Source organism: Streptomyces sp. NPDC002602 (assembly GCF_042889445.1).
Classification (GTDB): domain Bacteria; phylum Actinomycetota; class Actinomycetes; order Streptomycetales; family Streptomycetaceae; genus Streptomyces.
In genome coordinates, this window is sequence record NZ_JBIAQX010000001.1 from 624,544 (window position 1) to 647,412 (window position 22,869).

A 22,869-nucleotide genomic window follows, 5' to 3' on the forward strand; every position below is an offset into this window, starting at 1 on the left:
AAGGGGCCGAGCGACCGGGCTGTCGCTTCGGTCGCGCCGCCGGGTCTGCGGGTGAGTGCTCGGGCGCCGGTGCGGCTCGGGTGCCGGGGGTTGACGGGCGAAACCGGTCGAATAACCGTATAAAGGGCATGGCTGGTCGGTGGTGTGCACGGGAAGGGCGGCGGGGATGGCGGGGACGGCGGGGTGGCAGCGCACGACGGCGGAGGGGCGCGGCCCCGTCCGCTACGTGCCGCCCGCGCCCCCGCCCGGACTGCCCGTCCTGCCCGAGCTGACCGCCGTGCTCGCCGCGGCCGCGGACCGCTCCGCGCCCGAGCCGCCGGGCGGCGGCGCGTCCGTACGCGAGGCCGCCTGCCGGTACTGGGCCCGACGCGGCCTGCCCACCGCGCCGGAGAACGTGGCCGCCGGACCCGGCGCCGCGTCGCTGCTGCTCGCGCTGCTCGGCGCGTACGGCGGCGACGTGATGCTCCCCCGCCCCTGTCCCGCCTGGTGGACCCCGCAGGTACGCCTGCTCGGACGGCGGGCGTTCCACGTGCCGACCCCGGCCGAGTGCGGCGGCGTACCCGACCCCTACGCCCTGCTGGAGACGGTGCGAAGGGTCCGTGCCGAGGGCGGGGACCCGCGCGTCCTGCTGCTCTCCGTCGCCGACGACCCGACCGCGACGGTGCCGCCGCCCGAGATGCTGCGCGAGGCCTGCGAGGCGGCCGAGGAGGCGGGACTGTTCGTCGTCAGCGACGAGAGCTGGCGCGACACCGTCCACCGGCCGCACGACACGCTGATCCTCAGCCCCGCCGAGATGCTCCCCGAGCAGGCCGCCGTCCTCGTCGACCTGTCGGGGGCGCTGTTGCCCGCCGGCTGGCCCGCCGCCGTGATCCGCTTCCCCGCCACCGCCCGCGGCACCTGGCTGCGGGCCCGCACCCTCGACGTGCTGACCGCCACCGGCGCCCTGGTCGCCGGTCCGGTCGCCGGCGCCGCCGCGCACGCGCTCGACGAGTCCGACGCCGTCGCCGCCCGGGCCTACGCGGCGGCGGCCCTGCACGGCGCCGTGGCCGCCGCCGCGCACCGGGAGATCCTCGCCGTCGGGGCGCTCGCCCGACCCCCGCAGGCCGGCCGGCACCTGTACGCCGACCTGACCCCGCTGCGGGCCGGGCTGGCCCGACAGGGCGTGGGCGACGCGATGGAGCTGGAGGACTGGTTGGGCGGCCGGTTGGGCTCGCCCACGCCCGGCGGGCAGCGGTTCGCGGACGAACCCGTCGGGCTGCGCGTCCGGTTGTCGACGGGCCCGCTGCTCGGGGCCACCCCGCGGGAACGGCTGGCCGCCCTCACGGCCCCCGATCCCCTGGAGTTGCCGCACGTACGGGAGGTGCTGGACCGGCTGCGGTCCGTGCTGGCCGGGTTGGCCGAGTGAACCCCCGCCGGCGAACGGAGGCTCCCCGATGACGGACCGGACGGATGCCGGTGCGGCCGGTGGTGTCGGTGGTGCCGGTGGAGCCGGCCGGGCCGCGAGGACGGGCGCGACCCGGTGGACACCGGTGCGGCCCGACCACCCCGACCACCCCGCCCGTCCCGACCATCCCGCCCCCGTCGCCCCGGCCGCCGCCACCGCCCCCATCGCCCCCATCGCCCCGCCCGAGGCGGCCGTGCCCCGGCCGCTCGGTGAGATCCGCCGGTGGCCGCGTTCCTTCGCGCACCGGCTGACGACCCCCCTGCCCGGCGTCCGCGCGCTCGCCCGACTGGCCCGCGAGGGAGCCCTGCGACCCGGCCCGGAAGGGCTGCGCGGCATCCCCGACCTGCCCTGCGCCCCCGCCCCGGTGCCCGAGGCCCGGCCCGGGACGGTGTCCGTCACCTGGGTCGGCCATGCCGGCTGGGTCCTGCGGACCGGCGGGCTGACCGTGCTCACCGACCCGGTCTGGTCCCGGCGCATCCTGGGCACCCCCGCCCGGCTGACCCCCGTCGGCGTGCGCTGGGAGGACCTGCCGCCCGTCGACGCGGTGGTGATCAGCCACAACCACTACGACCACCTCGACGCGCCCACCCTCAGAAGGCTGCCCCGCCACACGGCCTGCTTCGTCCCGGCCGGGCTCGGGCGCTGGTTCCGGCGCCGCGGCTTCGAGCGGGTCACGGAACTCGACTGGTGGGAGTGCGCCGAACTGGGCGGCGTCCGCTTCGAGTTCGTCCCCGCGCACCACTGGTCGAAGCGGTCGCTGCTCGACGGCTGCCGGACCCTGTGGGGCGGGTGGATCCTCACCGACACGGAGCACGGCAAGAAGGTCTACTTCGCCGGGGACACCGGCTACGGGCACTGGTTCGCGGAGATCGGCCGCCGCCACCCCGGAATGGACCTGGCACTGCTGCCGATCGGCGCGTACGCCCCGAGATGGTGGCTGCGCGACGTGCACACCGACCCGGAGGAGGCGGTGCGGGCCTGCCTCGACCTCGGGGCCCGGCGGATGGCACCCATGCACTGGGCCACCTTCGTCCTGTCCGCCGAGCCGGTCATGGAGCCCCTGCACCGGGTGCGCGCGGCCTGGGAGCGGGCCGGACTGGACCGCGAGCTGCTGTGGGACCTGCCGATCGGCGCCTCCCGCACGTTCTGACGCACCGCCCCCGGGGCCCGCGTGCGCCGCCCCGCGCTCTCAGGCCGAACCGCGTCGGACGCGACGCCAGAGCGCCGGCGCCGCGCTGATCAGCAGGGTCAGACCGACCGCGAGGGCCACGCCCTTCCAGGGTTCCGAGAAGAGCGAACCGCCCAGGATCCCGATCAGGCCGTAGGTCGCCGCCCACGCCAGGCACGCCGGCGCGTCGCCGCGCGCGAACCGGCGCAGCGGCATCTCCGCCAGCAGGCACGCCAACATGACCGGGATGCGCCCCGCCGGCAGCAGCCGCGAGACGACCAGCACCAGCACGCCGTGTTCGTCGAGCTTCGTCTGAGCCTGTTCGAGCCGCTCCGGGGTGGCCCGCCCCCGCAGCCGCTCCAGCCAACGCGAGCCGCCCCGCGAGTGCACCCCGCGCCGCCCGAGCCAGTACAGCGCGAGGTCCCCGACGAACGCCGCGAACGCCGAGACGCCGAACACCAGCAGCAGCCCGAACGGCAGGGTGTCCTGGTGGAAGGCCACCACCGAGGCCGAACTCACCAACGCCCCCGTCGGGATCACCGGCACCAGGGCGCCGAGCGCCACGAGCAGGAACAGCGCCGGGTACCCGACCGCCTGCCGGGTGCCGTCCGGCGGGACCTGCCCGACCGCCGCCGCGAGGAGGTCGCGCCAGGTCACGGCAGCCGCACCCGCTCGCCGTGGTCCGGCACCCGTACCGTCACCTTCGGCGCGAGCCGCCCCGCGAACCGGGCGAACTCCTCGCCCGGCGCGTGGAACTCGTGCGGCCGCACCGCGTCCATGCCGATCGGCCAGTACGTCCCGTAGTGCACCGGCACCGCCGCCGCCGGCGCGAGGTCCGCCAGCGCCCGCGCCGCCCGGCCCGCGTCCAGGTGCCCCGCCCCCAGGTACGGTCCCCAGCCGCCGACCGGGAGAAGCGCCACGTCCACCGGTCCGACCTCGTCGGCCATCGTGTCGAACAGCCCGGTGTCCCCGGCGAAGTACGTCCGTGCCGCGCCCTCGATCACGTAGCCGAGCGCCGGCGCGAGCCGCGGCCCGTACGGCAGCCGCCGTCCGTCGTGGCGCGCGCTGACCGCCCGGACCCGTACGTCGTCCCGTACGGGGACCACGTCGCCCGGCGCGACCTCCGTGACCGCCAGCCCCCGGGACGTCGCCACCCGCGCCAGCCCCGGTACGGCCCGGCGGGCGCCCCGGGGCACCAACAGCCGGGTCCCCGGCGCGAGCCGGGCCAGGGAGGGCAGGTGCAGATGGTCGGAGTGCAGGTGCGAGACCACCGCCACGTCCGCCTCGGCCGCCTGCGGCGGCGGCACCGCCCCGCGCCGCCGCCGCAGGTGTGCGAACCGTCGTGCGAACAGCGGGTCCGTCAGGAACCGGAGTCCGGAGTCCTCCACCGTGCACGTCGCATGCCCCCACCAGGTGATCTCCACCGGCACCGGTGCTCCCTCCCTCGATCGGTCCTGTCGACCTTAGATCCTGTCCCGTCCCACCGCGCGCAATCGGAACCCGACAGCCCTCTCCTCGACGACCGCGGATCGGAGTAGGGTCGGGCGCCATGGATGAGTTGCGCGTGGCCGCGATCGCCAGCCTGGCCCCGCTCGAGGAACTCGACGTAGACCCCTTCGCCGTGGACACCCGCGGCCAGCACGCGATGTGCGCCCGCTGGGCCGCGGACCGCGGCTACGTCGTCACACGGCACCTGCTGGTCTACGGCCTGCGCCACGATCACTGCGGACTGTGGTCCGACGTCGACGCGGGACGGGTCGACCTGTTCGTCGCCGCCAACCACCGGGTGCTGGCCCGGGCGCTGTGTTCCGTCGAGGACTTCACCGCCGAGTGCGAGCGGCGCGGGATCCGGCTGGAGACCGCCGGGCCGGAGGAGCCGACGTACACCTCCGCGATGAAGGCGGAAGTGCACCGCCGGCTGTCCATGCCGACGGCGGGCTACGACGGTACGTAACACGACCTGACCGGCGGCTTCCGTACGTTCGTGCGCCATCTGTGTCGCCCGGCCGCGTCCGCGGCGCTGTGCGACGCTGGCAGTGAACCACGAACGGGGGTACGGAGTGTGGCGCGGACGGTGGCGCACGGCGGGCGGCGCGCTGGTGAGGGTGATCCTCGTGTGGGCGGTGTCCACGCTCACCATGCTCGCCCTGGCCGGGATCCTGCCGGACTTCCGGCTCCAGTCCGACGACGGTGACAGCGTCACCCGCATCGCGCTGACCGCCGCCTGGGGCGCCGGGGCCTTCGGCCTGTTGAGCGCGCTGGTGTGGCCGCTGCTCGTCCGGGCCCTGCTGCTGGTGCCGGCCCTGCTGCTGGGGCTGCTCGTCTTCTTCCTCAACGGATCGCTGCTGCTGATCGCGCTCAACCTGATCCCGGACGGGCGCGGGGAGGTGGCCCCCGAGACCGCCGTGGTGGTCGCCGCGGTGATGTCCGCCGTGGCGTCCGCCACGTCCACGGCCCTGGCCGTCCGCGACGACGAGGCGTACCGCCGCCGGCTCTACCGGCTCGCCGACCGGCGCCGACGCAGGCAACTGCGCTCGGGGGCCCCCGGCGCGGGCGAGAGTCCCCCCGGGCTGGTCTTCCTCCAGCTCGACGGGGTCGGGTACGAGGTGCTGCGCCGGGCCGCGGGATCCGGGGCGATGCCCACCGTCGGCGACTGGCTGGAGCGCGGCCACCGCGTCATGTCCTGGCGCACGGACTGGTCCAGCCAGACGGGCGCCAGCCAGCTCGGCATCCTGCACGGCTCGAACTTCGACGTGCCCGCCTTCCGCTGGTACGAGAAGGACACCGGCGAGATCGTGGTGTGCAACCGGCCCACCAGCGCGGCCGAACTCCAGCGCCGCGCCATCGAGCGGACCGGCGACGGGGGACTGCTCACCCTGGACGGGGCCAGCCGCGGCAACCTGTTCAGCGGCGGCGCCGACCAGCTCGCCCTGGTGCTGTCGGTGTCCGCGCGGCGGGGCCGCGCCAACCGCTCCCGGGCGGGCTACTTCGCGTACTTCTCCGACCCGGCCAACGCCGTCCGCACCGCGCTCTCCTTCGTCGCCGAGGTGGGCCGCGAGATCGGCCAGTCGATCCGCGCCCGGATCCGGCACGAGGTGCCGCGCGTGGGCCGCGGCGGCCTCTACCCGATGATCCGGGCCTTCGCCACCGTCGTCGAGCGGGACGTGGTCGTCGCGGCGGTGATCGGGGACATGCTCGCCGGCCGCGCCTGCGTCTACGCGGACCTCGTGGCCTACGACGAGGTCGCGCACCACTCCGGCCCGCACGGCCGGGACACCGACCGGGTGCTCTCCCGCCTCGACCGGAGCCTCGCGCTGATCGCCCGGGTCGCCGAGCACGCGCCCCGGGCCTACCGGATCGTGCTGCTCTCGGACCACGGACAGAGCCCGGGGGAGACCTTCCTGAGCCGGTACGGCCTCACCCTCAAGGACCTCGTCCGGGCGGGATGCGGTCTCCCGGTCTCCCGTCGGGCCGGCGGCACCCGCAGCGGTGCCGAGGCGCGCGCGGCGGTCCGCGCGGCCCTGCACCGGCCGGTGGAGGAGGGCGAGGAGGCCGACCCGACGGGCGGCTCCGACCCGGTGGTGCTGGCGTCCGGGAACCTCGGGCTGGTCTCCTTCCCGGACCTGCCCGGGCGGGCCGACCGGGCGTGGATCGAGCGGACCCATCCGGCGCTGCTGGCCACGCTGGCGAACCATCCGGGGGTCGGGTTCCTGCTGGTCGACGGGGAGGTGCTGGGCCCCGGCGGCGCGGTGGCCCGGCTGGACGAGCCGGGGGCGGCGGAGCGGCTGCTGGCGGACTTCGGGCCGGGCGCGGCCGAAGCCGTCCGCCGGACCGACTCCTTCCCGCACGTGGCGGACATCATGGTCAACTCGGCGTTCGACCCGGCCGACGGGACCGTGCACGCCTTCGAGGAGCAGATCGGCTCGCACGGCGGCCTGGGCGGTGAGCAGGGACGCCCGTTCCTGATGTGGCCCACCGAACTGTCGGAGCCGGGGACCGCGCTGGTGGGCGCCGAAGCGGTGCACGGGGTGCTGCGCCGCTGGCTCCGCGAGGCGGACGGCCCGCAGGTCCCGTTGAGCGCGCCGTCCACGGCCGCCGCACCGCAGGATCACCGGCCGAAGCCCGACCTGAGCGGAACCCTTCCTTCCGTAGAGGTGTCCGTACAGGACGAAACCCGCTGATTTGGTGCGTCCTCGGCAGTGCCCGACGATATGTCGAACTGTCCAGCATGTGAAACACCAGAGGCGCGTCACCCGTGAGCCCCACCCCCCTCCCCGCCCCCGTCCCCACCGACGAACAGGCGAGCCCGCACGCCCGCCGCTTCGGCCTGCCGATCGCGACCTGCCTGGTCATGGGCAACATCATCGGTGGCGGGATCTTCCTCCTCCCCGCCGCGGTGGCCCCCTTCGGCACGATCAGCCTCGTCGCCTTCGCCGTGCTCACCGTCGGCGCCATCGCCCTCGCGCTCGTCTTCGGCCGGCTCGCCGAACGTAACCCGCAGACCGGCGGTCCGTACGTCTACGCCCGCGCGGCCTTCGGGGACTTCGCCGGCTTCCTCGCGGCCTGGAGCTACTGGATCACCACCTGGGTCTCCAACGCGGCCCTCGCGGTCGCCGCCGTCGGCTACCTCACGGTGCTCTTCCCCGCCGTGGGCGAGCACAAGTGGTCCATGTGTCTGGGAGCACTCGCCGTCCAGTGGCTGCCCGCCCTCGCCAACCTCGCGGGCACCCGCTACGTGGGCGCCGTCCAACTGGTCTCCACCGTGCTGAAGTTCGCCCCGCTGCTCCTGGTGGCCGTCGGCGGGCTGTTCTTCTTCGACCCGGCCAACCTCGGCCCCTTCCAGGCCACCGACCAGAGCGCCGTCGGCGCGATCTCCGCCGCCGCGGCGATCCTGCTCTTCAGCTACCTCGGGGTCGAGTCGGCCGCCGTCAGCGCCGGCGAGGTCCGCGACCCGGCCCGCAACGTCGGCCGTGCCACCATCCTGGGCACCAGCGGCGCCGCCACCGTCTACCTGCTCGGCACCCTGTCCGTCTTCGGCCTGGTCGCGCACGCCACGCTCGTCACCTCCGAGGCCCCGTTCAGCGACGCCGTCGACGCCATGTTCGGCGGAACCTGGGGCGGCACCCTCGTCGCCTGCGCCGCGGTGATCTCGATGGTCGGCGCCCTCAACGGCTGGACCCTGCTCAGCGCGCAGACCCCGTACGCCGCGGCCAAGGACGGGCTCTTCCCGAAGGTCTTCGAGACCAAGAGGCGCGGGGTCCCGATCGTCGGGGTCCTCGTCACCGTCGTCCTGGCCTCGGCCCTGACCGTCTACAACTACACCGCGGGCACCGAGGGGGTCTTCGAGATCCTGGTGCTGGTCACCACCTTCACGGCGACCGTCCCGTACCTGCTCTCCAGCGCCGCCCAGATCTACTTCCTGGTCTCCGGGCAGTCCGAGCGCGTCCACCGCGGCCGGCTGGTCCGTGACACCGTCCTGGCCTGCGCGGCCTTCGCCTTCTCGATGTGGCTCGTGGCCGGCTCCGGGTACGCGGCCGTGTACCAGGGCGTACTGTTCCTCTTCGTGGGCGTGGTCGTCTACGCCGTCATGTCCGCCCGCAGGCAGCGCGCCACCGCCGCCTGACCGGCGGGCGGACCGCCCCGCCCGTACACGCCACGGGGGCCCGGGGCGGTCTGCCGACCGCCCCGGGCCCCCGTGCCCGCTTCTAGTCGAGGTAGTCGCGCAGCACCTGCGAACGCGACGGGTGACGCAGCTTCGACATCGTCTTCGACTCGATCTGACGGATGCGCTCACGGGTGACCCCGTACACGCGGCCGATCTCGTCCAGGGTCTTCGGCTGGCCGTCGTTGAGGCCGTACCGCATGGAGACCACGCCCGCCTCACGCTCGGAGAGCGTCCCCAGGATCGACTGCAACTGCTCCTGGAGGAAGGTGAAGGACACCGCGTCCGCCGGCACGACCGCCTCGGAGTCCTCGATGAGGTCACCGAACTCGCTGTCGCCCTCCTCACCCAGGGGGGTGTGCAGGGAGATCGGCTCGCGGCCGTACTTCTGGACCTCGATGACCTTCTCGGGGGTCATGTCGAGTTCCTTGCCCAGCTCCTCCGGAGTGGGCTCCCGACCGAGGTCCTGGAGCATCTGCCGCTGGACACGGGCCAGCTTGTTGATGATCTCGACCATGTGGACGGGGATGCGGATCGTGCGCGACTGGTCGGCCATGGCACGCGTGATCGCCTGCCGGATCCACCAGGTCGCGTACGTGGAGAACTTGAAGCCCTTGGTGTAGTCGAACTTCTCCACCGCGCGGATCAGACCGACGTTGCCCTCCTGGATCAGGTCCAGGAAGAGCATGCCGCGGCCCGTGTAGCGCTTGGCGAGGGAGACCACGAGGCGGAGGTTGGCCTCCAGCAGGTGGTTCTTGGCCCGGCGACCGTCCTCGACGAGGATCTCCAGCTCACGCTTGAACGTGGGCTTGTGGTCCTCCTCCTCTTCGAGCTTGTACTCGGAGAAGAGACCCGCCTCGATGCGCTTGGCGAGCTCGACCTCCTGCTCGGCGTTGAGCAGCGGCACCTTGCCGATCAGCTTGAGGTAGTCCTTGACGGGGTCCGCGGTGGCACCGGCGACCATGACGGTCTGCGCCGGGGCGTCGTCCTCGTCGTCGTCGGACAGCACGAAGCCCTGGGTCCCGCCGACCTTCGGAGTCTCCTCCTCGGCCTCGTCGGCCAGGTCCTCGGCCGCCCAGTCCTCGCCCTCGGCCGCGGGGGTCTCGCCCTCGTCGCCGTCCTTGGCGCCCTTCTTCGTGGCGGCGGTCTTCTTGGTGGCCGTCGCCTTCTTCGCGGCGGTCTTCTTGACCGTCCGCTTCTTCGGCTCGGCGGCGGCCTCGGCCCCCGCCTCCTCCTCGGTCCCGGAGGCCGACGGTGCGGATATCGCCGCGGCGGTGGCGGGGACCGCCGTCTTGCGCGCGCCGATGGGGCGCGGCGCGGCGGCGGCCTTCTTGGTCACGGTACGGGCCGGGGCGGCAGCCTTGCGCGGCTTCTTCGCAGCGGCCTTGGTGGCGGGGGCGGCGCTGACGTGGAGGGCGACACCCTCCTCGTCCAGGACCTGGTTCAGGCTGCGCAGGACCCGCTTCCACTGGTCCACCGGGATGCGGCCGGCCTCGAAGGCCTGGCGCACGTCATCACCGTTGATGTGACCCTGCTCGCGGCCGCGCTCGACGAGCGCGACGAGGGCCTCCGATTCGGCGATCTCCGGAGGGAACGTACGGGACGGGCTGAGCGACACAAGGAGCCTCTCGTTGCGAACAGATAAGGGGTGAGCGGGACATCATCGCGCGAACTCGGGAAACAGACCCGAGGGGGGTCTGTATTCCGGGGCCGCGCGAGGACACCTGTCGGTTCATCGCATGCCCGAGTCGATTCGTTACGCGCTGAATTGAGTGACCTGCGCCACGCTGTGGCGACGCAACCGATCCGACGTGGATCCGTCCGCCCTCCCGCGCCCTCCCGCTCAGCCCGTTTTGCGGGCCTCGACGAGGAAGCGGGCGGTGTGCGCGACGAACGGGCCTTCGCGTTCGATCCGTTCGTGGAGCTCGCGCAACCGGTCCCGGTAGTGCCCGACCGTGAAGCCCGGCACCATCCAGATCACCTTCCGTAGAAAGTAGATCACGGCTCCGATGTCGTTGAACTCCGTCCGCAGTCGCTCGGAGCGCAGATCGACGATTTCCAGGCCCGCCTTCCGGGCGTCGGCGACCGCGTCGTCGGGGTGCCGGCCGCGCCGGACCTCCTCCGGCTGCGGGCCCAGGAAGTACTCCACCAGCTCGAAGACGCTGGCCGGACCGACCTGCTGCGAGAAGTACGTGCCGCCCGGTGTCAGCACGCGGGCGATCTCGTCCCACCAGACGGTCACCGGATGCCGGCTGCTGACCAGCTCGAAGGCCTCGTCCCCGAAGGGCAGCGGCGGCTCGTCGGAGTCGGCGACCACCACCGCGCCCAGCGGGTGCAGGAGCCGGGTCGCCTTGGCGACGTTCGGCGGCCAGGACTCGGTCGCCACCGTCAGCGGCGGCAGGGCGCCGGCCCCGGCGAGCACCTCGCCGCCACCGGTCTGGACGTCGAGGACGGAGGAGACCCGGGACAGCCGTTCGCCGAGGAGCTTCTGGTAGCCCCACGAGGGGCGCTGTTCGGTGGCGCGGCCGTCGAGCCAGGAGAAGTCCCAACCGTCCACGGAAACGGACTCGGCCTCGGCGACAAGATGGTCGAAAGTACGCGTCATCCCCCGATCGTCGCAGGCCGGCAGCCGGTCCTCCACCGGGTATCGGCGGCCCGCCGCGCGCGGGCGTCGTCTACAGTGGGCGGCGGGCCGTGACTGGCGTTCGGGTGGATCACCACCGGGGAGCGGCCCGGCGTACCGGTGGGTACGTCGACTGCCGCGCGCCTGGGCGAACCGCGATTCCGCAGCGACGCCCAGGAGACCCCATGACGACTGCCCAGACCGCCCGGCTCATGGACGGCACCGCCGTCGCCCGCCGCATCTCGGAGCAGACCGCCGTCCACGCCGCGAAGATCACCGAACGCACCGGCACCGCCCCTTGTCTGGCGACCGTGCTGGTCGGCGAGGACCCGGCGTCGGTGACCTACGTACGGATGAAGCAGAACCGTTGTGCCAAGGCCGGGATCACGTCCCGCCACGTCGAGCTTCCCGCCGAGACGACCACCGGGGAACTGGTGGCCGCCCTCACCGCGCTCTCCGAGGACCCGGAGATCAGCGGCATCCTGCTCCAGCACCCGGTGCCGCACCACATCGACGAGCGAGCCGCCTTCGAGGCCATCGCCCCCGGCAAGGACGTCGACGGTGTGACGATGCACTCCTTCGCCGCGATGGGCTTCGGCCTGCCGGGCTTCGTCTCCTGCACCCCCGGCGGCATCATGCGCCTCCTGGAGGCGTACGACGTGGACCTGACCGGCAAGCACGCCGTGGTCGTCGGCCGCAGCGCGATCCTGGGCAAGCCCGCCGGAATGCTGCTGCTGGAGCGCAACGCGACCGTCACCTACTGTCACTCCCGCACCGTGGACCTGCCCTCGATCGTGCGCCAGGCAGACGTCCTGGACGCCGGCTACAACGCGGGCAACGTCGGCGACGTCCACTTCGAGTCGGCCGCCGCCCGCGCCTCACTGATCACCCCGGTCCCCGGTGGCGTCGGCCCGATGACCATCGCGGTGCTCCTGGAGCAGACCGTGCGGGCCGCCGCCGCGCAGGCCGGGCTGGACCTCGCGGAGCTCTGACCCGGCCTCGCGCCCGATCCCGCACGACGAACGCCCCGGCCCCCTTCGGCCCGGGGCGTTCCGTTTCCCCGGCGGGCGGCCGCGTACGGTCCCGCCCGGCCCGGTTCCGTCCGGCCCGGCAGCCCTCAGGCCCGGCAGCCCTCAGGGCCGGCCGTCCGGGTCGGCGGGGGCGCCGCTCGGGTCGCCCCCGGTCCGGCCGTCCTCGGAGCCCGGCCCCCCGGGCCGGTCCAGCCCGCCCACGGTCCGCTCGGCCGCGGTGAGCGGCGCCGCCTTGTGGGCGCCCTCCCCGGAGGCCCGCAGCACGCGCCAGAGCACGTCCGGGCGGAACCAGTGGGCGGGCGGGCTGGTCATGGTGATGACCTGGAGGAACGCGCCCGTGAGCTGCTCCTGTGTGGTGGCACCGGTCATCAGCCGGCTCACGTACCGCGTCACCAGCGCCGAGCCCGGCCTGGACCTCATGCCGGTCGCCGTCGCGCCGGGGTAGAGGATGTCCTGCGAGGTGGCCAGCTCCCAGGCGGTGGAGACCTGCGGGGCGAGCGCGCGCTGCGCCGCACGGCCCACGGAGGGCGTGGCGAGCCCCCGGGCGCGCAGCAGGTCGCGTACGGCCAGCAGTCCGCGTGCGGCGACGGACATGCCCTGTCCGTACAGCGGGTTGAAGGTGGCGACGGCGTCCCCGACGGCGAAGAAGCCCTCGGGCAGGTCGGCCTTCTCGAAGAAGACACGGCGGTTGGCGGTGCCCTGGGTCACGGACACCTCGGTGAGCGGCCTCTTCCCCTCCAGCAACTCGCCGACGACCGGGTCCCGCGCTTCCATGGCGAACGGGATGAACGCGTCCGGGTCGACGGTCGGCCGGCCGCCGCGGGTGCCCGAGAGGGTGACCTGCCACTGGCCGTTCTCGATCGGTACGATCGTCGCGGTGCGACCGGGCACGGGCACCCGCGGATCGGACTGCACGTTGACGATGGGGAAGCCCATCGCGTGGCTTCCGGCGGGCGCCTCGAAGATCCGGGTCGCGTAGACCAGACCGGAGTCGACCTCCGCCTGCTCGATCTCGCCCACCCCCAGTTCCTGGAGCCAGGTCCGGCTCCGGGAGCCGCGACCGCTCGCGTCGACGACGAGGTCCGCGGTGATCAGCCGGTTCTCCTCCTCCGGGGTGTCGACGCGGACCCCGGTGATCCGGGCCGCCGTGCCCTCCAGGCCCCGTACCCGGCTCTCCTGGAGCGTGTTCACCTCCTTGAGGCCGAGGACCTTGGCGCGGACCACCGAGTCGAGGAGGTCGCGGCTGCACGAGATGCTGAACTGCTTCTCCCCGCACCGCGGCAGCCAGCCCTGCGCGGCCTTGGTGACGAGCTCGCCCGGCAGGCTGCGACGCAGGGCGCCCGCGGCCGTCCACTCCCCGATGACGCCCGGCAGTATCTCCTCGATGGCGCGCGCCCCGCCCGACCACAGGACGTGCACGTGGCGGGCCTGCGGCAGGCCCCGGCGCGGAGCCGGGCCGTCCGGCAGCGCGTCGGCGTCGATGATCGTGACCGAGGCGTGTTCGGCGAGGACGGCTGCCGTCAGAAGGCCGGACATGCTGCCCCCGATGACGACGGCATGACGGGGTGCGGAAGGCTGGGTCATCGTGTGGTGGCTCTCTGTCGGGGCCGCACGGGAGACGGCGACACAAGTGAAGTGGTGTGCTCGGGCCACCGGGTCGGGAGCGGCAGACGCCCGTTCAACGGGCCCCGCCGATCAGGAGGTTGACCCGCTCGATCGCCACGGACAGGCGAACCGCGCGGGGGAGGGGCGCGGTTCGTACGTCGAGGCGGGTCCGGGGCGGGGCGGGGGTTCGGCGCGGGGTCGGGGTGCGGTGCGCCGCGGCACGCGCCCCGGGGGCCGCTCGCGCCGGCCGGGCCGGAGCCGGGGCCCGTGCCGCACGGAGCCCGGGTGGCCCTCACGGCGTGCCGCCCCCGGGGCCCCGTGCCGGGCCCGGGTCGGCGGGTCCCGGGTCCTCGGAGGGGCCGGCATCGAGACGGCCCTCCCGCGCGAGCAGCTCGTCCAGGTGGTCGGCCAGGGACTTCCAGCCCGCGGGGGAGAGCCGTCCGGCGCGGGTGACGATGCTGCGTACGTCGTGCGCTCGCAGGACGGCGAGCATCGGGTTCTCGGCCTCGGGCGGGGCCGACTCCCACTCCCGCTCGATCCCGGCGAGGGCCGCGGTCAGCGCCTCGGTGTCATCGGCCAGCAGGAATCCGCCCTCCACCCCGTAGAACCGCTGGATCCCGGCGGCCGCGGCCAGATTGGGCAGGCCCTCGCCCTGCACGAGGCGGGTCAGCGACTGCCCCGACGCGTCGAAGGAACGCGCGATGGCCGTCAGGGAGTACGGCCGCCCGTCCTCCCGGGGGCGCGTGCGGCGCAGGTGCTCGAAGCGCTCCCGGACCTGTTCCCGCAGCGGGAGCCGCGCCGGCCGGCCGTCGAGGGTGAGGCGGATGGCCTCGGGGGTGATGCCGGTGACGAAGGACAGACGGTCCAGGTCGTCCGGGGCGCCCGCCCCTGCGGGCGCGGTGGCCAGGGCCCGTTCCACCGCACTCTTGTTGTCGGCCAGCAGGAAGCCCGCGAAGACCCCGAAGAACCGCTGGATCCCGGCCGCGTGCCCCAACCCGGGCAGTCCCGTACCCGCGTTGAGGGGGCCCAGGGAAGCGCCGGGCGCCCCGAAGTCCTCGGCTATCGCGGCCAGCGACCACTCCCGGCCGTGCTTGTCACGCCGCGTCTCGCGCAGACACCGGAAGCGACGGTGTACCCGCCGGGTCAGGGGGACTTCGGGTGCTTCACCGGCCAAGACCCCGGGGACCAGGTCCGGTTCGACCCCGGAGAGCCGGCCGAGCCGCTCGTCGGACAGCACGTCGGCCGGGTCCTGTCCGCGCTGCCGCGCCAGCTTCGCGACGCGGTCCCGGATCGTGGCCGGATCGGGTCGGGCGGCGGCTCGCACCGGGAAACTCTCCGTATGTCGCTCGGGATGTCGCTCGGGCGTTCGGGCTGCCCGCAGCCTAGCCCTCACCCCCGCGCCGAACCAGCGAAACCCCCACCTTTCCTTCACCCCATCTCAAAGAAGATGGGCATCCGCGGCCTCCGCGCACCCCCGACGGTCTCGCCGGGACAGGCGCGCCCGTTCGCGACGGAGGACTGCCCTCGCACGAGCGCACCACGACGGTCCGGACGCGCCCCCGGGGCGCAGGGCCCTTACCCCCGGGGTAATCGACCCCGTCCCGGACCGTCGGCACAGTGGGGGCATCGGATCCCGGGGCCGCGCACTCGGCCCCGGGATCCGATGTCCCGCCACTCCACGCGTCCCATCCTCGACGGAGGCTGATTCGACATGTCCGCAACCCTGCTCGCCGGCATCGTCCGCACCACCGAGCCGCAGGCCGTGCTGCGCCGGTTCCTCGCGCTCGACGCGCTGGTCACCGCCGGCAACGGGCTCGCCTACCTCGCCTTCTCCGCGCCGCTCGGCCGACTCCTGGGCGTCGGCTCCACGACCCTGCTCGTCCTCGGAGCGATCCTCGCCCTGTACGGGGCGGGCGTCGGGTGGCTGGCCGCCCGACGCCGGCCGCCGGTCCTCCCCGTCCGTCTCGTCATCGAGACCAACTGCCTCTGGGCTGCCCTGAGCCTGGCCTCGGCACTCCTGTGGTTCACCCCGACCGTCGCGGGCGCGGTGTGGATCCCGGCACAGGGGCTCGTCGTCGCCGGGTTCGCGCTCGCCCAGTGGCTCGCGCTGCGCGCTGTGGCCTCAGGGGACCAGTGAGCGCAGGTACTTCACCGTCGCCGGGTCGGCGGGCAGCAGGGTCTCGATGGCCAGCTCGGCGACGGTCACGTCCATCGGCGTGTTGAAGGTGGAGATGGACGACACGAAGGACAGGGCGTGGCCGTCGTGCTCGATCCGCAGCGGCAGAGCGATGTTCGCGACCGCCTCCCGCGGCTCCCCGTGATCGGCCCGCTCCGCCACGGGGTAGGCCGCCACCTCCTCGTACAGCGCGCGCAGCGGCTCCGAGCGCGACAGTGCGATCTGTCGCTCCATCTGCTCCAACAGGTGCCCGCGCCACTCCCGCAGGTTGAGGATCCGCCCGGCCAGGCCCTGCGGATGCAGGGTCAGCCGCATCGCGTTCAGCGGCGGCGCCAGCAGGTGCTCGGGCACCCCGTCCAGCAGCAGCGCGATGCCCCGGTTCGCGGCGATCACCTGGTAGGTGGCGTCCACGACCAGCGCCGGATACGGCTCGTAGCCCGCCAACAGCCGCTCCAGCGAGTCCCGAAGGACCTCCATCGACGGGTCGTCGAGCGGGGTGTGCGGGTAGCGGGGCGCGTAGCCGGCCGCCAGCAACAGGGCGTTGCGCTCCCGCACCGGGATGTCCAGGTGTTCCGCGAGCCGCAGCACCATCTCCTCGCTCGGCCGGGAACGGCCGGTCTCCACGAAACTGATGTGCCGCGACGAGGAGTCGGCGCGACCCGCCAGCTCCAACTGACTGATCCCGCGCCGCTCCCGCCAGGTGCGCAGCATCGCGCCCACACTCACCGTCGTCATGGTCCGACGGTAGCCCAGCGGCCACCAGCCGCCGGGCGCGGCCGGTGTCCCGCGGCGAAGACGAGCGGACGCGCCGGCGCGCACCGCCGCGCGCGAGACCTTCCCGCGGGCCCGCGCTGTGCGAACCTTGACCCCACGTCAGGCGATGGAGCCGACCGAGTCGTGAAGGAGTGTGTGGATGTCGGGCGAGCCGCTTTCCCAGAAGGAGATCGAGGACCGGTTGCGGGAACTCCCGGGCTGGGCCTTCGAGGACGACCGGATCCTGCGCACCTACCGGCTGGGCAGCCACTTCGCGGCGAGCGCCCTCGTCGCCCACATCGCGGCGGTGCAGGACGAGTTGAACCACCACTCGGACCTCACCCTGGGCTACGACACGGTCCGCGTGTCGGTGAACACCCACAGCGCGGGCGACGCCGTGACCGAGACCGACTTCGCCCTCGCCGAGCGACTGGAGGCCCTGGCGCCCGCCCACGGAGCGAGCTGATGCCGATACCGGGTTCCCTGCTCGACTACGACGCCGAGGCCGAGGCATACGACGCCACCCGGGGCGGCGCCCCGCGCGCCGAGGCCGCGGCGGCCGCGGTCCTCGGCCTCGTCCCGGCCCCCGCGCGCACCCTGCTCGACCTGGGCTGCGGTACGGGCATCGTCACCGCCCGGCTGCGGCGCCCCGGGCTGCGGGTGCTGGGCGCGGACGCCTCGTACGGCATGGCGGCGATGGCGGCGCGGCGCGGGGTCCCGGTGGTGATCGCCTCCGGGACCGGGCTGCCCGTGCGGTCCCGCTCGTTGGACGCCGTGAGCGCGGTGTGGCTCCTGCATCTGCTGCGGGAGCCCGGGGTGGTGCCGCGACTGATCGCGGAGGTGGCGCGGACGCTGCGCCCGGGCGGGGTGTTCGTCACCACCGTGGACAAGGACTCCGCGCACGACGTCGGCGGCGACATCGACGGGGTGCTCGCACCGCACCTCACGCCGACCCCGGCGGACGCCTCGGCGCAGGTGACGGGGTACGCCGCGCAGGCGGGTCTGCGGCCGTGCGGGGAGACCCTGTTCACGGGCTTCGGCCAGGGCGTCACCCCGCGCGGCGCGGCCGAGGCGCTGCGCGCGGGACGGTACGCCTCCCGCGTCGCACCCCGGGGCGCCACCGTCGAGGAGGTCGCGACCCGGCTGGAGGCGCTGCCCGACCGGGACGTGCCGCGCGCGGACCCGACGTACCGCCTGGCCGCCTTCGTGCGCGACTGACGGCGGCCTGCCGGCGGATCGGCGGCGGTGGAGGGGCGGGAGGAGCGCGCCCCACCTGCCGCTCGGCGGCGACAGAGCGGGTCAGGCGGGTTCCAGGCGCCACCACTGGGCCGGGGAGTCGGTGTCCTCGCACTGGCGGGCCCGCCCCTCCTCGTCGGCCTCCAGCGGGAGCCCGCTGATGACGGCGATCAGGGAGACCACACCGGGGGCGTCCAGGTGCTCCTCGACGATCCACTCCTGGGCGCCGAACGCGTTGGCCTTCCACACCTGCACCCGGGTCCCGCTGTCCACCGACGCGTTCGCGACGTCCAGCCGCTTGCCGTTGTGCACGCTCACCACGTGGAAGATCCCACCGCCGCCGTACACCGGCGAGATCTCCCACCGGTCTGCGGACGCGGGCGCGGGCGGGCCGTCCGGCCCCACCCGCACCCGGTTCCCGCTCTCCACCTGGAGCAACAGACCGCTGCCCACGTTGCGGAGTCGGTAGACCCCGTCAGGAACGTTCACCCGCACACCCTCGGCTCGCTCACATGTCGAAGACGGCCGGGTCGGGCCCGAGCCGCCGGCCCGCCGTGCCGGCGCCCAGGGCGTCCAGCACGGCGATGTCGTCGGCATCCAGTTCGAAGCCGAGGACATCCAGATTCTCGCGGATGCGCGCGGGCGTCACGGACTTGGGGATCACGACGTTGCCGAGCTGGAGGTGCCAGCGCAGCACCACCTGCGCGGCGGTGCGATCGTGCTTGGCGGCGACCGCGGTGACGGCGGGAAGCGTGAGCAGCTCCTTGCCCTGGCCGAGCGGGGACCAGGCCTCGGTGGCGATGCCGAGGTCGGCGTGCAGGGCGCGCAGCGCGCTCTGCGGGAAGAGGGGGTGCAGCTCGATCTGGTTGACGGCCGGGACCAGGTCGCTCACGGTCCGGATCCGCTCCAGGTCCTCCGGGCGGAAGTTCGACACGCCGACCGCCTTGGCGCGACCGCTCGCGGCGATCTCCTCGAAGGCCTTCCAGGTGGCGAGGACGTCGTCCCGCATGGGGCGCGGCCAGTGGATCAGGTACAGGTCGACGTGGTCGAGGCCCAGCCGGGAGAGCGATGCGTCGAAGGCGCGCAGGACCTCGTCGCGGCCCCAGACCCGGTCCGGGCCGTTCCACAGCTTGGTGGTGACGAACAGCTCCTCGCGCGGCACCCCGGCGCCCGCGATGGCCCGGCCGGTGCCCTCCTCGTTGCCGTAGATCGCGGCCGTGTCGATGCTGCGGTAGCCGGCCTCCAGGGCGGTGGTGACGGCCTGCTCCGCCTCGTCGTCGGGGACCTGCCAGACGCCGTAGCCGAGCTGGGGCATAAGGGTGCCGTTGTTGAGCTTGATGCCGGGGACCTGGTTCACGTCGGGTCGTTCCTCGTCGTCGGGTACGGGTACGGATGCGGACACGGCGGTACGCGCCGTGGCCTGCGAGGGGCCATAACCGGCCACTCGCGGCGCGCATTCCCGCCAAATGGGTGGTTATTCAGGAGGCTCCCAGATAGGCCTGCCGCACCCGCGGGTCCGCCCGCACCTCGGCCGCAGTCCCCTGGGCGAGCACGGTCCCGAGGTCCAGTACGACGACCCGCGCGCAGAGCTCCATCACGAAGGCCACGTTGTGCTCGACCAGCAACACCGCGCACCCCTCCACCTCGGCGAGCCGCCGCACGACCGTCGCGAGCCGCTCCCGCTCGGGCGCCGACATCCCCGACGCCGGCTCGTCCAACAACAGCACCCTCGGCCGGTCGGCCACCGCGCGGGCCAGCTCCACCATGCGGGCCCGACCCACCGGCAGCCCGCCCGCGTACACGTCCCCCAGCTCACCGATCCCGCAACCCTCCAGCACCCGCGCGGCCCGCTCGCGACGCTCCCGCTCCCGGCGCCGGCGGGCCGGAGCGGCGACCAGGTCAGCGACCGGACCGCCCCCACCACCGCGCCACTCCTGGGCGACGAGCACGTTGTCGGCCACGCTGAGCTGCCCGAAGAGCTGCTGCCGCTGGAAGGTCCGGCGCACCCCGTGCCGGGCCCGCCAGACCGGGGAGCGGCGGGTCACGTCCACCCCGTCGAGCAGCATCCGCCCCCGATCGGGTCGGCGGATCCCGGACAGCACGTCGAACAGCGTGGTCTTGCCGGCCCCGTTCGGGCCGATCAGACCGCACACCTCCCCGGCCCGGACCCCGAGGTCCACCCCGGCCAGCGCCCGGACCCCGCCGAAGCGCACACCGACCCCGACCGCCTCCAGCACGTACGGCGCCGTCATCGGACCATCCCCAGGTAGGCCTCGGTCAGCCGGTCGGTCTCCACCTCGGCGCGCGGGCCGCACCAGGACACCTGCCCCTGGGACAGGTAGGCGACCGTGTCCGCGGTCCCGAGGATCTCGGTCGCCCTCTCCTCCACCAACAGCAGCGCGGTCCCGGCGGCCCGGAGCTCGACGAGCAGCTCGTACACCTCGTCCACCACGCGCGGCGCGAGTCCCAGCGAGGGCTCGTCGGCGATCAACACCCGTGGGGGGCGCTGCAACAGCGGAGCCAGCGCCAGCAACTGCTGCTCCCCGCCCGACAACGCGCCGGCGGGCACCCGGCGCCGCTCCCGCAGCCGCGGGAAGCGCCCGAACACGGCGTCCCGCTCGGCCGGGTCCCGCAGGTGGAGCGCCAGGTTCTCCTCGACGTCGAGCGAGGGGAAGATCCCCCGACCCTCGGGAGCGAGCAGCACCCCGCCCCGCGCACGGCGCACGGCCCCCTCCCGCGTCACGTCCCGCCCGGCCACGAGGACCCGGCCGTCACCGGCGGGCAGCACCCCGGCCGCGACCCGGCACGCGGTGCTCTTCCCGGCCCCGTTGGGCCCGAGCAGGGCGAGGATCTCGCCCTGCCGCACGACGAGGTCCACCCCGTGCAACACCGCCCCGCCGTCGTACCCGGCCCGTACCCCCCGCAGCTCCAGGGCGACGGGGCGCCCGGCCGGGTCGGCCCCGCCGGCGAGCGTGGCGCGGGGCCCGGGCACCGCCGCCGTCCTCGCGCGCTCGACGCCACCCCCCGCCCGGTCGGTCCCGCCGGCGTTCGAGGCGCGGGCGTCCGGGGGCGGAGCCCCCGAAGCGGCCCGGGGCGCGACCCCGGCCCCCGCCCCCGACCCGGCCCCGGCCTCGGTCCCCGACCCGGCCCCGACCCCGGCCCCGGTCCCAGACCCGACCCCGGCCTCGGTCCCAGACCCGGCTCCGGCCTCGGTCCCCGACCCGACCCCGGCCCCGGCGGAGGCTCCCGTATCGGCGGAGCGCCCGGCGCGCCGTCTGGCCAGCCGTACCGGCACGGCGGCGCAGTAGCCGTCGGGGTCATTGGCCAGCGCCAGCCCCGCCAACCCGAACAGGATCACCGGCAGGTGCGCCGAGGTCGTCACCCAGTGCGCCATCACCTGGGGGGCGACCGCGAACACCAGCCCCGCCACCACCGCGTACTGCGGCCGCCGCACCCCCGCCGCCACCACCACGGCCAGCCACACCAACCCCGTCATCGCCGTGAAGTCCGTGGCCGTGATCCGGGTGTTGTACGAGGCGTACATGACGCCCCCGAACCCCGCGAGCCCGGCCGACAGCGTGAACAGCAGCAACTTCGTCCGCAGCACGGACACCCCGGACGCCATCGCCGCCGCCGGGGCCGACCGCACGGCCAGCATCGCCCGGCCCGAGGGGGAGTCGCGCAGCGCGCCCAGCGCGGCGGCCACGACCGCGACGAGCACCACCAGGGTCACCCCCATCGCCCGGTCGTCGGACAGGTCCACCGGGCCGACGACCGGCCGAGGGATCGACCAGCCGGAGTCCCCGTTGCGCAACCACCGCAACTGGAACAACACCTGGTCGGCGAGGAACGCCAACGCCAGTGTCGCCAGGGCCAGGGACCGTCCCCCCAGCCGCAGCGCCGGCAGCGCGACCAGGGCGCCCAGGACGGCGGCCACGCACGTCCCCACCGCCAACGCCGCCACGAACGGCCACCCCCGGCTCATCAACAGCCCGGCCACCAACGCCGCCCCGGTCACGAAGGTCGCCTGCGCCAACGACACCATCGCGCCGAGCCCGGTGACCACGGTGAAGGACATGAACACCAGGGCGATGGCCAACCCCTGGGTGAGGAGCCCGCTCCAGAACGGGGTCGTCACGGTGTAGAAGGCCACGCACAGCAGGCCCGCGCCCACCGCCCACACCCCCCACCGCCGCGCCCACGAGGCCCCGGCCAGGTGGTCCACGGGCGGGGCGTCGGCCACGACCGTTCCGGTGGCCCGCGCCCGCCGGGTCAGCACCAGCAGCCCGCCGAACAGGATCAGGAACGGCACGGCCGTCCGGAACCCGGTGATCCCCTCGGCGAAGGAGGCGTAGCCGGCGACCAGGTTCTGCAACACCCCCAGCCCCAGCCCGCCCGCGAACGCCAGGGGGACCGACGCGAACCGTCCGATCACGGCGGCCGTCGCCGACACGAACAGGAACAGGGTGAAGTCGTGCGCGGACAGGCCCAGGAGCGGGGTCGCCAGCACCCCGGCGAGCCCCGCCAGCCCGGAGGCGATCATCCACGCGACCGAGGACAGCCGGTCGGCGCTGATCCCGCGCAGTTCGGTCAGCGAGCGGTTGTCGACGGCGGCCCGCAGCGTCAGCCCCAGGCGGGTGTGTCGCATCAACACCCACAGGGCCACTGCCACCAGGGCCGTCACCACCCAGGTGATCAGCTGATCGGAGTCGACGCCCACGCCCTCGGCGAGCTGCCAGGACCGTGCGGGGCTCGGCCCCACCCCGGGAAGCCCGAACTGGTTCTCGGCGGGCTTCACCGGCGCCCCCGCGTCGCCGAGCAGCTCCACCGCCCACAGTCCGGCCGCCGGCAGCGCCACCAGCAGCCCGATGGTCGCCACGATCCGCGCGGTCTCCCCGACCCGGGCGAGCCGCCGGAACATCAGCCGGTCCAGCCCCCAGCCGATCCCGGGCGCCACGCCGAGCACCACCAGGAGCGCCGCGGGGACGGCCGGCCAGCCCAGTCCGGAGTGCAGCTCGTAGAAGGTGAGCGCGCACAGGTAGGCGGTGGCCCCGTGCGCGAAGTTGAAGAGTCCGGACGCCGAGTACGACAGCACCAGCCCGGTGGCCAGCAGCGCGTACAGGGCGCCGGAGACCAGGCCGCTCAGCACGAAGACGAGCAGGTCACCCATG

At 74.3% G+C, this 22,869-nt stretch carries 20 protein-coding genes and 1 riboswitch; of the genes, 9 read left to right on the forward strand and 11 right to left on the reverse strand.

Annotation, left to right across the window (positions count from 1 at the left end; genetic code table 11):
- Positions 1-166: 166 nt before the first annotated feature.
- The gene (locus tag ACFYW3_RS02440) at positions 167-1,405 is read left to right on the forward strand and encodes an aminotransferase class I/II-fold pyridoxal phosphate-dependent enzyme (RefSeq protein WP_389385290.1); all 1,239 of its coding nucleotides are present in this window, start codon (positions 167-169) and stop codon (positions 1,403-1,405) included.
- A 28-nt stretch (positions 1,406-1,433) separates the two neighbouring features.
- Positions 1,434-2,594, forward strand: a complete 1,161-nt coding sequence (locus ACFYW3_RS02445) for an MBL fold metallo-hydrolase (RefSeq protein ID WP_389385291.1) — start codon at positions 1,434-1,436, stop codon at positions 2,592-2,594.
- A 39-nt stretch (positions 2,595-2,633) separates the two neighbouring features.
- On the opposite strand, the gene ACFYW3_RS02450 is transcribed toward ACFYW3_RS02445, so the two are convergent.
- Together ACFYW3_RS02450 and ACFYW3_RS02455 are read right to left on the reverse strand one after the other, a co-directional pair.
- Complete coding sequence (locus ACFYW3_RS02450) at positions 2,634-3,269, reverse strand: DedA family protein (RefSeq protein ID WP_389385292.1); 636 nt, start codon at positions 3,267-3,269, stop codon at positions 2,634-2,636.
- Positions 3,266-4,042: an MBL fold metallo-hydrolase gene (locus ACFYW3_RS02455; protein WP_351761243.1), complete on the reverse strand. Its 777-nt coding sequence runs from the start codon at positions 4,040-4,042 to the stop codon at positions 3,266-3,268. The genes ACFYW3_RS02450 and ACFYW3_RS02455 overlap by 4 nt, the downstream gene beginning before the upstream one ends.
- A 119-nt stretch (positions 4,043-4,161) precedes the next feature.
- On the opposite strand from ACFYW3_RS02455, the gene ACFYW3_RS02460 reads away from it, so the two are divergent.
- The 3 genes from ACFYW3_RS02460 (at position 4,162) to ACFYW3_RS02470 (ending at position 8,235) form a co-directional block, all read left to right on the forward strand.
- On the forward strand, positions 4,162-4,566 hold the full coding sequence (locus ACFYW3_RS02460) for a hypothetical protein (protein ID WP_351761246.1): 405 nt from the start codon (positions 4,162-4,164) through the stop codon (positions 4,564-4,566).
- 106 nt (positions 4,567-4,672) lie between these two features.
- On the forward strand, positions 4,673-6,793 hold the full coding sequence (locus ACFYW3_RS02465) for a phage holin family protein (RefSeq protein ID WP_389385613.1): 2,121 nt from the start codon (positions 4,673-4,675) through the stop codon (positions 6,791-6,793).
- A 74-nt stretch (positions 6,794-6,867) separates the two neighbouring features.
- Positions 6,868-8,235 carry an amino acid permease gene (locus ACFYW3_RS02470; RefSeq protein ID WP_389385293.1) on the forward strand — a complete coding sequence of 456 codons (1,368 nt, stop codon included), beginning with the start codon at positions 6,868-6,870 and terminating at the stop codon, positions 8,233-8,235.
- Between the two features lie 82 nt (positions 8,236-8,317).
- On the opposite strand, the gene ACFYW3_RS02475 is transcribed toward ACFYW3_RS02470, so the two are convergent.
- Together ACFYW3_RS02475 and ACFYW3_RS02480 are read right to left on the reverse strand one after the other, a co-directional pair.
- Entirely contained in the window at positions 8,318-9,892 is a 1,575-nt protein-coding gene (locus ACFYW3_RS02475) for an RNA polymerase sigma factor (protein WP_351761250.1), read from the reverse strand.
- A gap of 225 nt (positions 9,893-10,117) precedes the next feature.
- Positions 10,118-10,879 carry a methyltransferase domain-containing protein gene (locus tag ACFYW3_RS02480; RefSeq protein ID WP_351761253.1) on the reverse strand — a complete coding sequence of 254 codons (762 nt, stop codon included), beginning with the start codon at positions 10,877-10,879 and terminating at the stop codon, positions 10,118-10,120.
- Positions 10,880-10,958: 79 nt separating this feature from the next.
- Positions 10,959-11,054, forward strand: a riboswitch (ZMP/ZTP riboswitch).
- 28 nt (positions 11,055-11,082) lie between these two features.
- Between ACFYW3_RS02480 and ACFYW3_RS02485 the strand changes: the two genes are divergently transcribed.
- A complete protein-coding gene (locus ACFYW3_RS02485; protein WP_389385294.1) occupies positions 11,083-11,889 on the forward strand; it encodes a bifunctional 5,10-methylenetetrahydrofolate dehydrogenase/5,10-methenyltetrahydrofolate cyclohydrolase in 807 nt (268 codons plus the stop codon).
- A 141-nt stretch (positions 11,890-12,030) separates the two neighbouring features.
- Here ACFYW3_RS02485 and ACFYW3_RS02490 read toward each other — a convergent pair whose 3' ends face one another.
- Together ACFYW3_RS02490 and ACFYW3_RS02495 are read right to left on the reverse strand one after the other, a co-directional pair.
- Complete coding sequence (locus ACFYW3_RS02490; RefSeq protein WP_389385295.1) at positions 12,031-13,464, reverse strand: NAD(P)/FAD-dependent oxidoreductase; 1,434 nt, start codon at positions 13,462-13,464, stop codon at positions 12,031-12,033.
- Between the two features lie 361 nt (positions 13,465-13,825).
- Positions 13,826-14,857: a hypothetical protein gene (locus ACFYW3_RS02495; RefSeq protein WP_351761260.1), complete on the reverse strand. Its 1,032-nt coding sequence runs from the start codon at positions 14,855-14,857 to the stop codon at positions 13,826-13,828.
- A gap of 387 nt (positions 14,858-15,244) precedes the next feature.
- Here ACFYW3_RS02495 and ACFYW3_RS02500 point away from each other — a divergent pair, with 387 nt between their 5' ends.
- The gene (locus tag ACFYW3_RS02500; RefSeq protein WP_351761263.1) at positions 15,245-15,670 is read left to right on the forward strand and encodes a hypothetical protein; all 426 of its coding nucleotides are present in this window, start codon (positions 15,245-15,247) and stop codon (positions 15,668-15,670) included.
- Here ACFYW3_RS02500 and ACFYW3_RS02505 read toward each other — a convergent pair.
- Positions 15,656-16,444 carry a helix-turn-helix domain-containing protein gene (locus tag ACFYW3_RS02505; protein WP_389385296.1) on the reverse strand — a complete coding sequence of 263 codons (789 nt, stop codon included), beginning with the start codon at positions 16,442-16,444 and terminating at the stop codon, positions 15,656-15,658. The two genes, ACFYW3_RS02500 and ACFYW3_RS02505, sit on opposite strands and share 15 nt — an antisense overlap.
- Before the next feature lie 178 nt (positions 16,445-16,622).
- On the opposite strand from ACFYW3_RS02505, the gene ACFYW3_RS02510 reads away from it, so the two are divergent.
- Both ACFYW3_RS02510 and ACFYW3_RS02515 read left to right on the forward strand, forming a co-directional pair.
- The gene (locus ACFYW3_RS02510; RefSeq protein ID WP_351761269.1) at positions 16,623-16,928 is read left to right on the forward strand and encodes a 4a-hydroxytetrahydrobiopterin dehydratase; all 306 of its coding nucleotides are present in this window, start codon (positions 16,623-16,625) and stop codon (positions 16,926-16,928) included.
- Complete coding sequence (locus ACFYW3_RS02515; protein WP_389385297.1) at positions 16,928-17,680, forward strand: class I SAM-dependent methyltransferase; 753 nt, start codon at positions 16,928-16,930, stop codon at positions 17,678-17,680. Before ACFYW3_RS02510 ends, ACFYW3_RS02515 begins: the two co-directional genes overlap by 1 nt.
- Before the next feature lie 81 nt (positions 17,681-17,761).
- Here the strand turns inward: ACFYW3_RS02515 and ACFYW3_RS02520 are convergent, their stop codons facing one another.
- The 4 genes from ACFYW3_RS02520 to ACFYW3_RS02535 form a co-directional block, all read right to left on the reverse strand.
- On the reverse strand, positions 17,762-18,187 hold the full coding sequence (locus ACFYW3_RS02520; protein ID WP_351761275.1) for an RICIN domain-containing protein: 426 nt from the start codon (positions 18,185-18,187) through the stop codon (positions 17,762-17,764).
- 19 nt (positions 18,188-18,206) lie between these two features.
- Entirely contained in the window at positions 18,207-19,055 is an 849-nt protein-coding gene (locus ACFYW3_RS02525) for an aldo/keto reductase (protein ID WP_351761278.1), read from the reverse strand.
- 121 nt (positions 19,056-19,176) lie between these two features.
- Positions 19,177-19,950, reverse strand: a complete 774-nt coding sequence (locus tag ACFYW3_RS02530) for an ABC transporter ATP-binding protein (RefSeq protein WP_389385298.1) — start codon at positions 19,948-19,950, stop codon at positions 19,177-19,179.
- Positions 19,947-22,868: an ATP-binding cassette domain-containing protein gene (locus tag ACFYW3_RS02535; protein ID WP_389385299.1), complete on the reverse strand. Its 2,922-nt coding sequence runs from the start codon at positions 22,866-22,868 to the stop codon at positions 19,947-19,949. The genes ACFYW3_RS02530 and ACFYW3_RS02535 overlap by 4 nt, the downstream gene beginning before the upstream one ends.
- Position 22,869: the final 1 nt, after the last annotated feature.

What these genes read in the sequence shown, in the direction of transcription:
- ACFYW3_RS02535 (WP_389385299.1), bottom strand. Translation starts at nt 22,868, where the DNA reads ATGGGTGACCTGCTCGTCTTCGTGCTGAGCGGCCTGGTCTCCGGCGCC.
- ACFYW3_RS02485 (WP_389385294.1), top strand. Translation starts at nt 11,083, where the DNA reads ATGACGACTGCCCAGACCGCCCGGCTCATGGACGGCACCGCCGTCGCC.
- ACFYW3_RS02500 (WP_351761263.1), top strand. Translation starts at nt 15,245, where the DNA reads ATGTCCGCAACCCTGCTCGCCGGCATCGTCCGCACCACCGAGCCGCAG.
- ACFYW3_RS02510 (WP_351761269.1), top strand. Translation starts at nt 16,623, where the DNA reads ATGTCGGGCGAGCCGCTTTCCCAGAAGGAGATCGAGGACCGGTTGCGG.
- ACFYW3_RS02440 (WP_389385290.1), top strand. Translation starts at nt 167, where the DNA reads ATGGCGGGGACGGCGGGGTGGCAGCGCACGACGGCGGAGGGGCGCGGC.
- ACFYW3_RS02460 (WP_351761246.1), top strand. Translation starts at nt 4,162, where the DNA reads ATGGATGAGTTGCGCGTGGCCGCGATCGCCAGCCTGGCCCCGCTCGAG.
- ACFYW3_RS02505 (WP_389385296.1), bottom strand. Translation starts at nt 16,444, where the DNA reads ATGACGACGGTGAGTGTGGGCGCGATGCTGCGCACCTGGCGGGAGCGG.
- ACFYW3_RS02530 (WP_389385298.1), bottom strand. Translation starts at nt 19,950, where the DNA reads ATGACGGCGCCGTACGTGCTGGAGGCGGTCGGGGTCGGTGTGCGCTTC.
- ACFYW3_RS02490 (WP_389385295.1), bottom strand. Translation starts at nt 13,464, where the DNA reads ATGTCCGGCCTTCTGACGGCAGCCGTCCTCGCCGAACACGCCTCGGTC.
- ACFYW3_RS02515 (WP_389385297.1), top strand. Translation starts at nt 16,928, where the DNA reads ATGCCGATACCGGGTTCCCTGCTCGACTACGACGCCGAGGCCGAGGCA.
- ACFYW3_RS02480 (WP_351761253.1), bottom strand. Translation starts at nt 10,879, where the DNA reads ATGACGCGTACTTTCGACCATCTTGTCGCCGAGGCCGAGTCCGTTTCC.
- ACFYW3_RS02445 (WP_389385291.1), top strand. Translation starts at nt 1,434, where the DNA reads ATGACGGACCGGACGGATGCCGGTGCGGCCGGTGGTGTCGGTGGTGCC.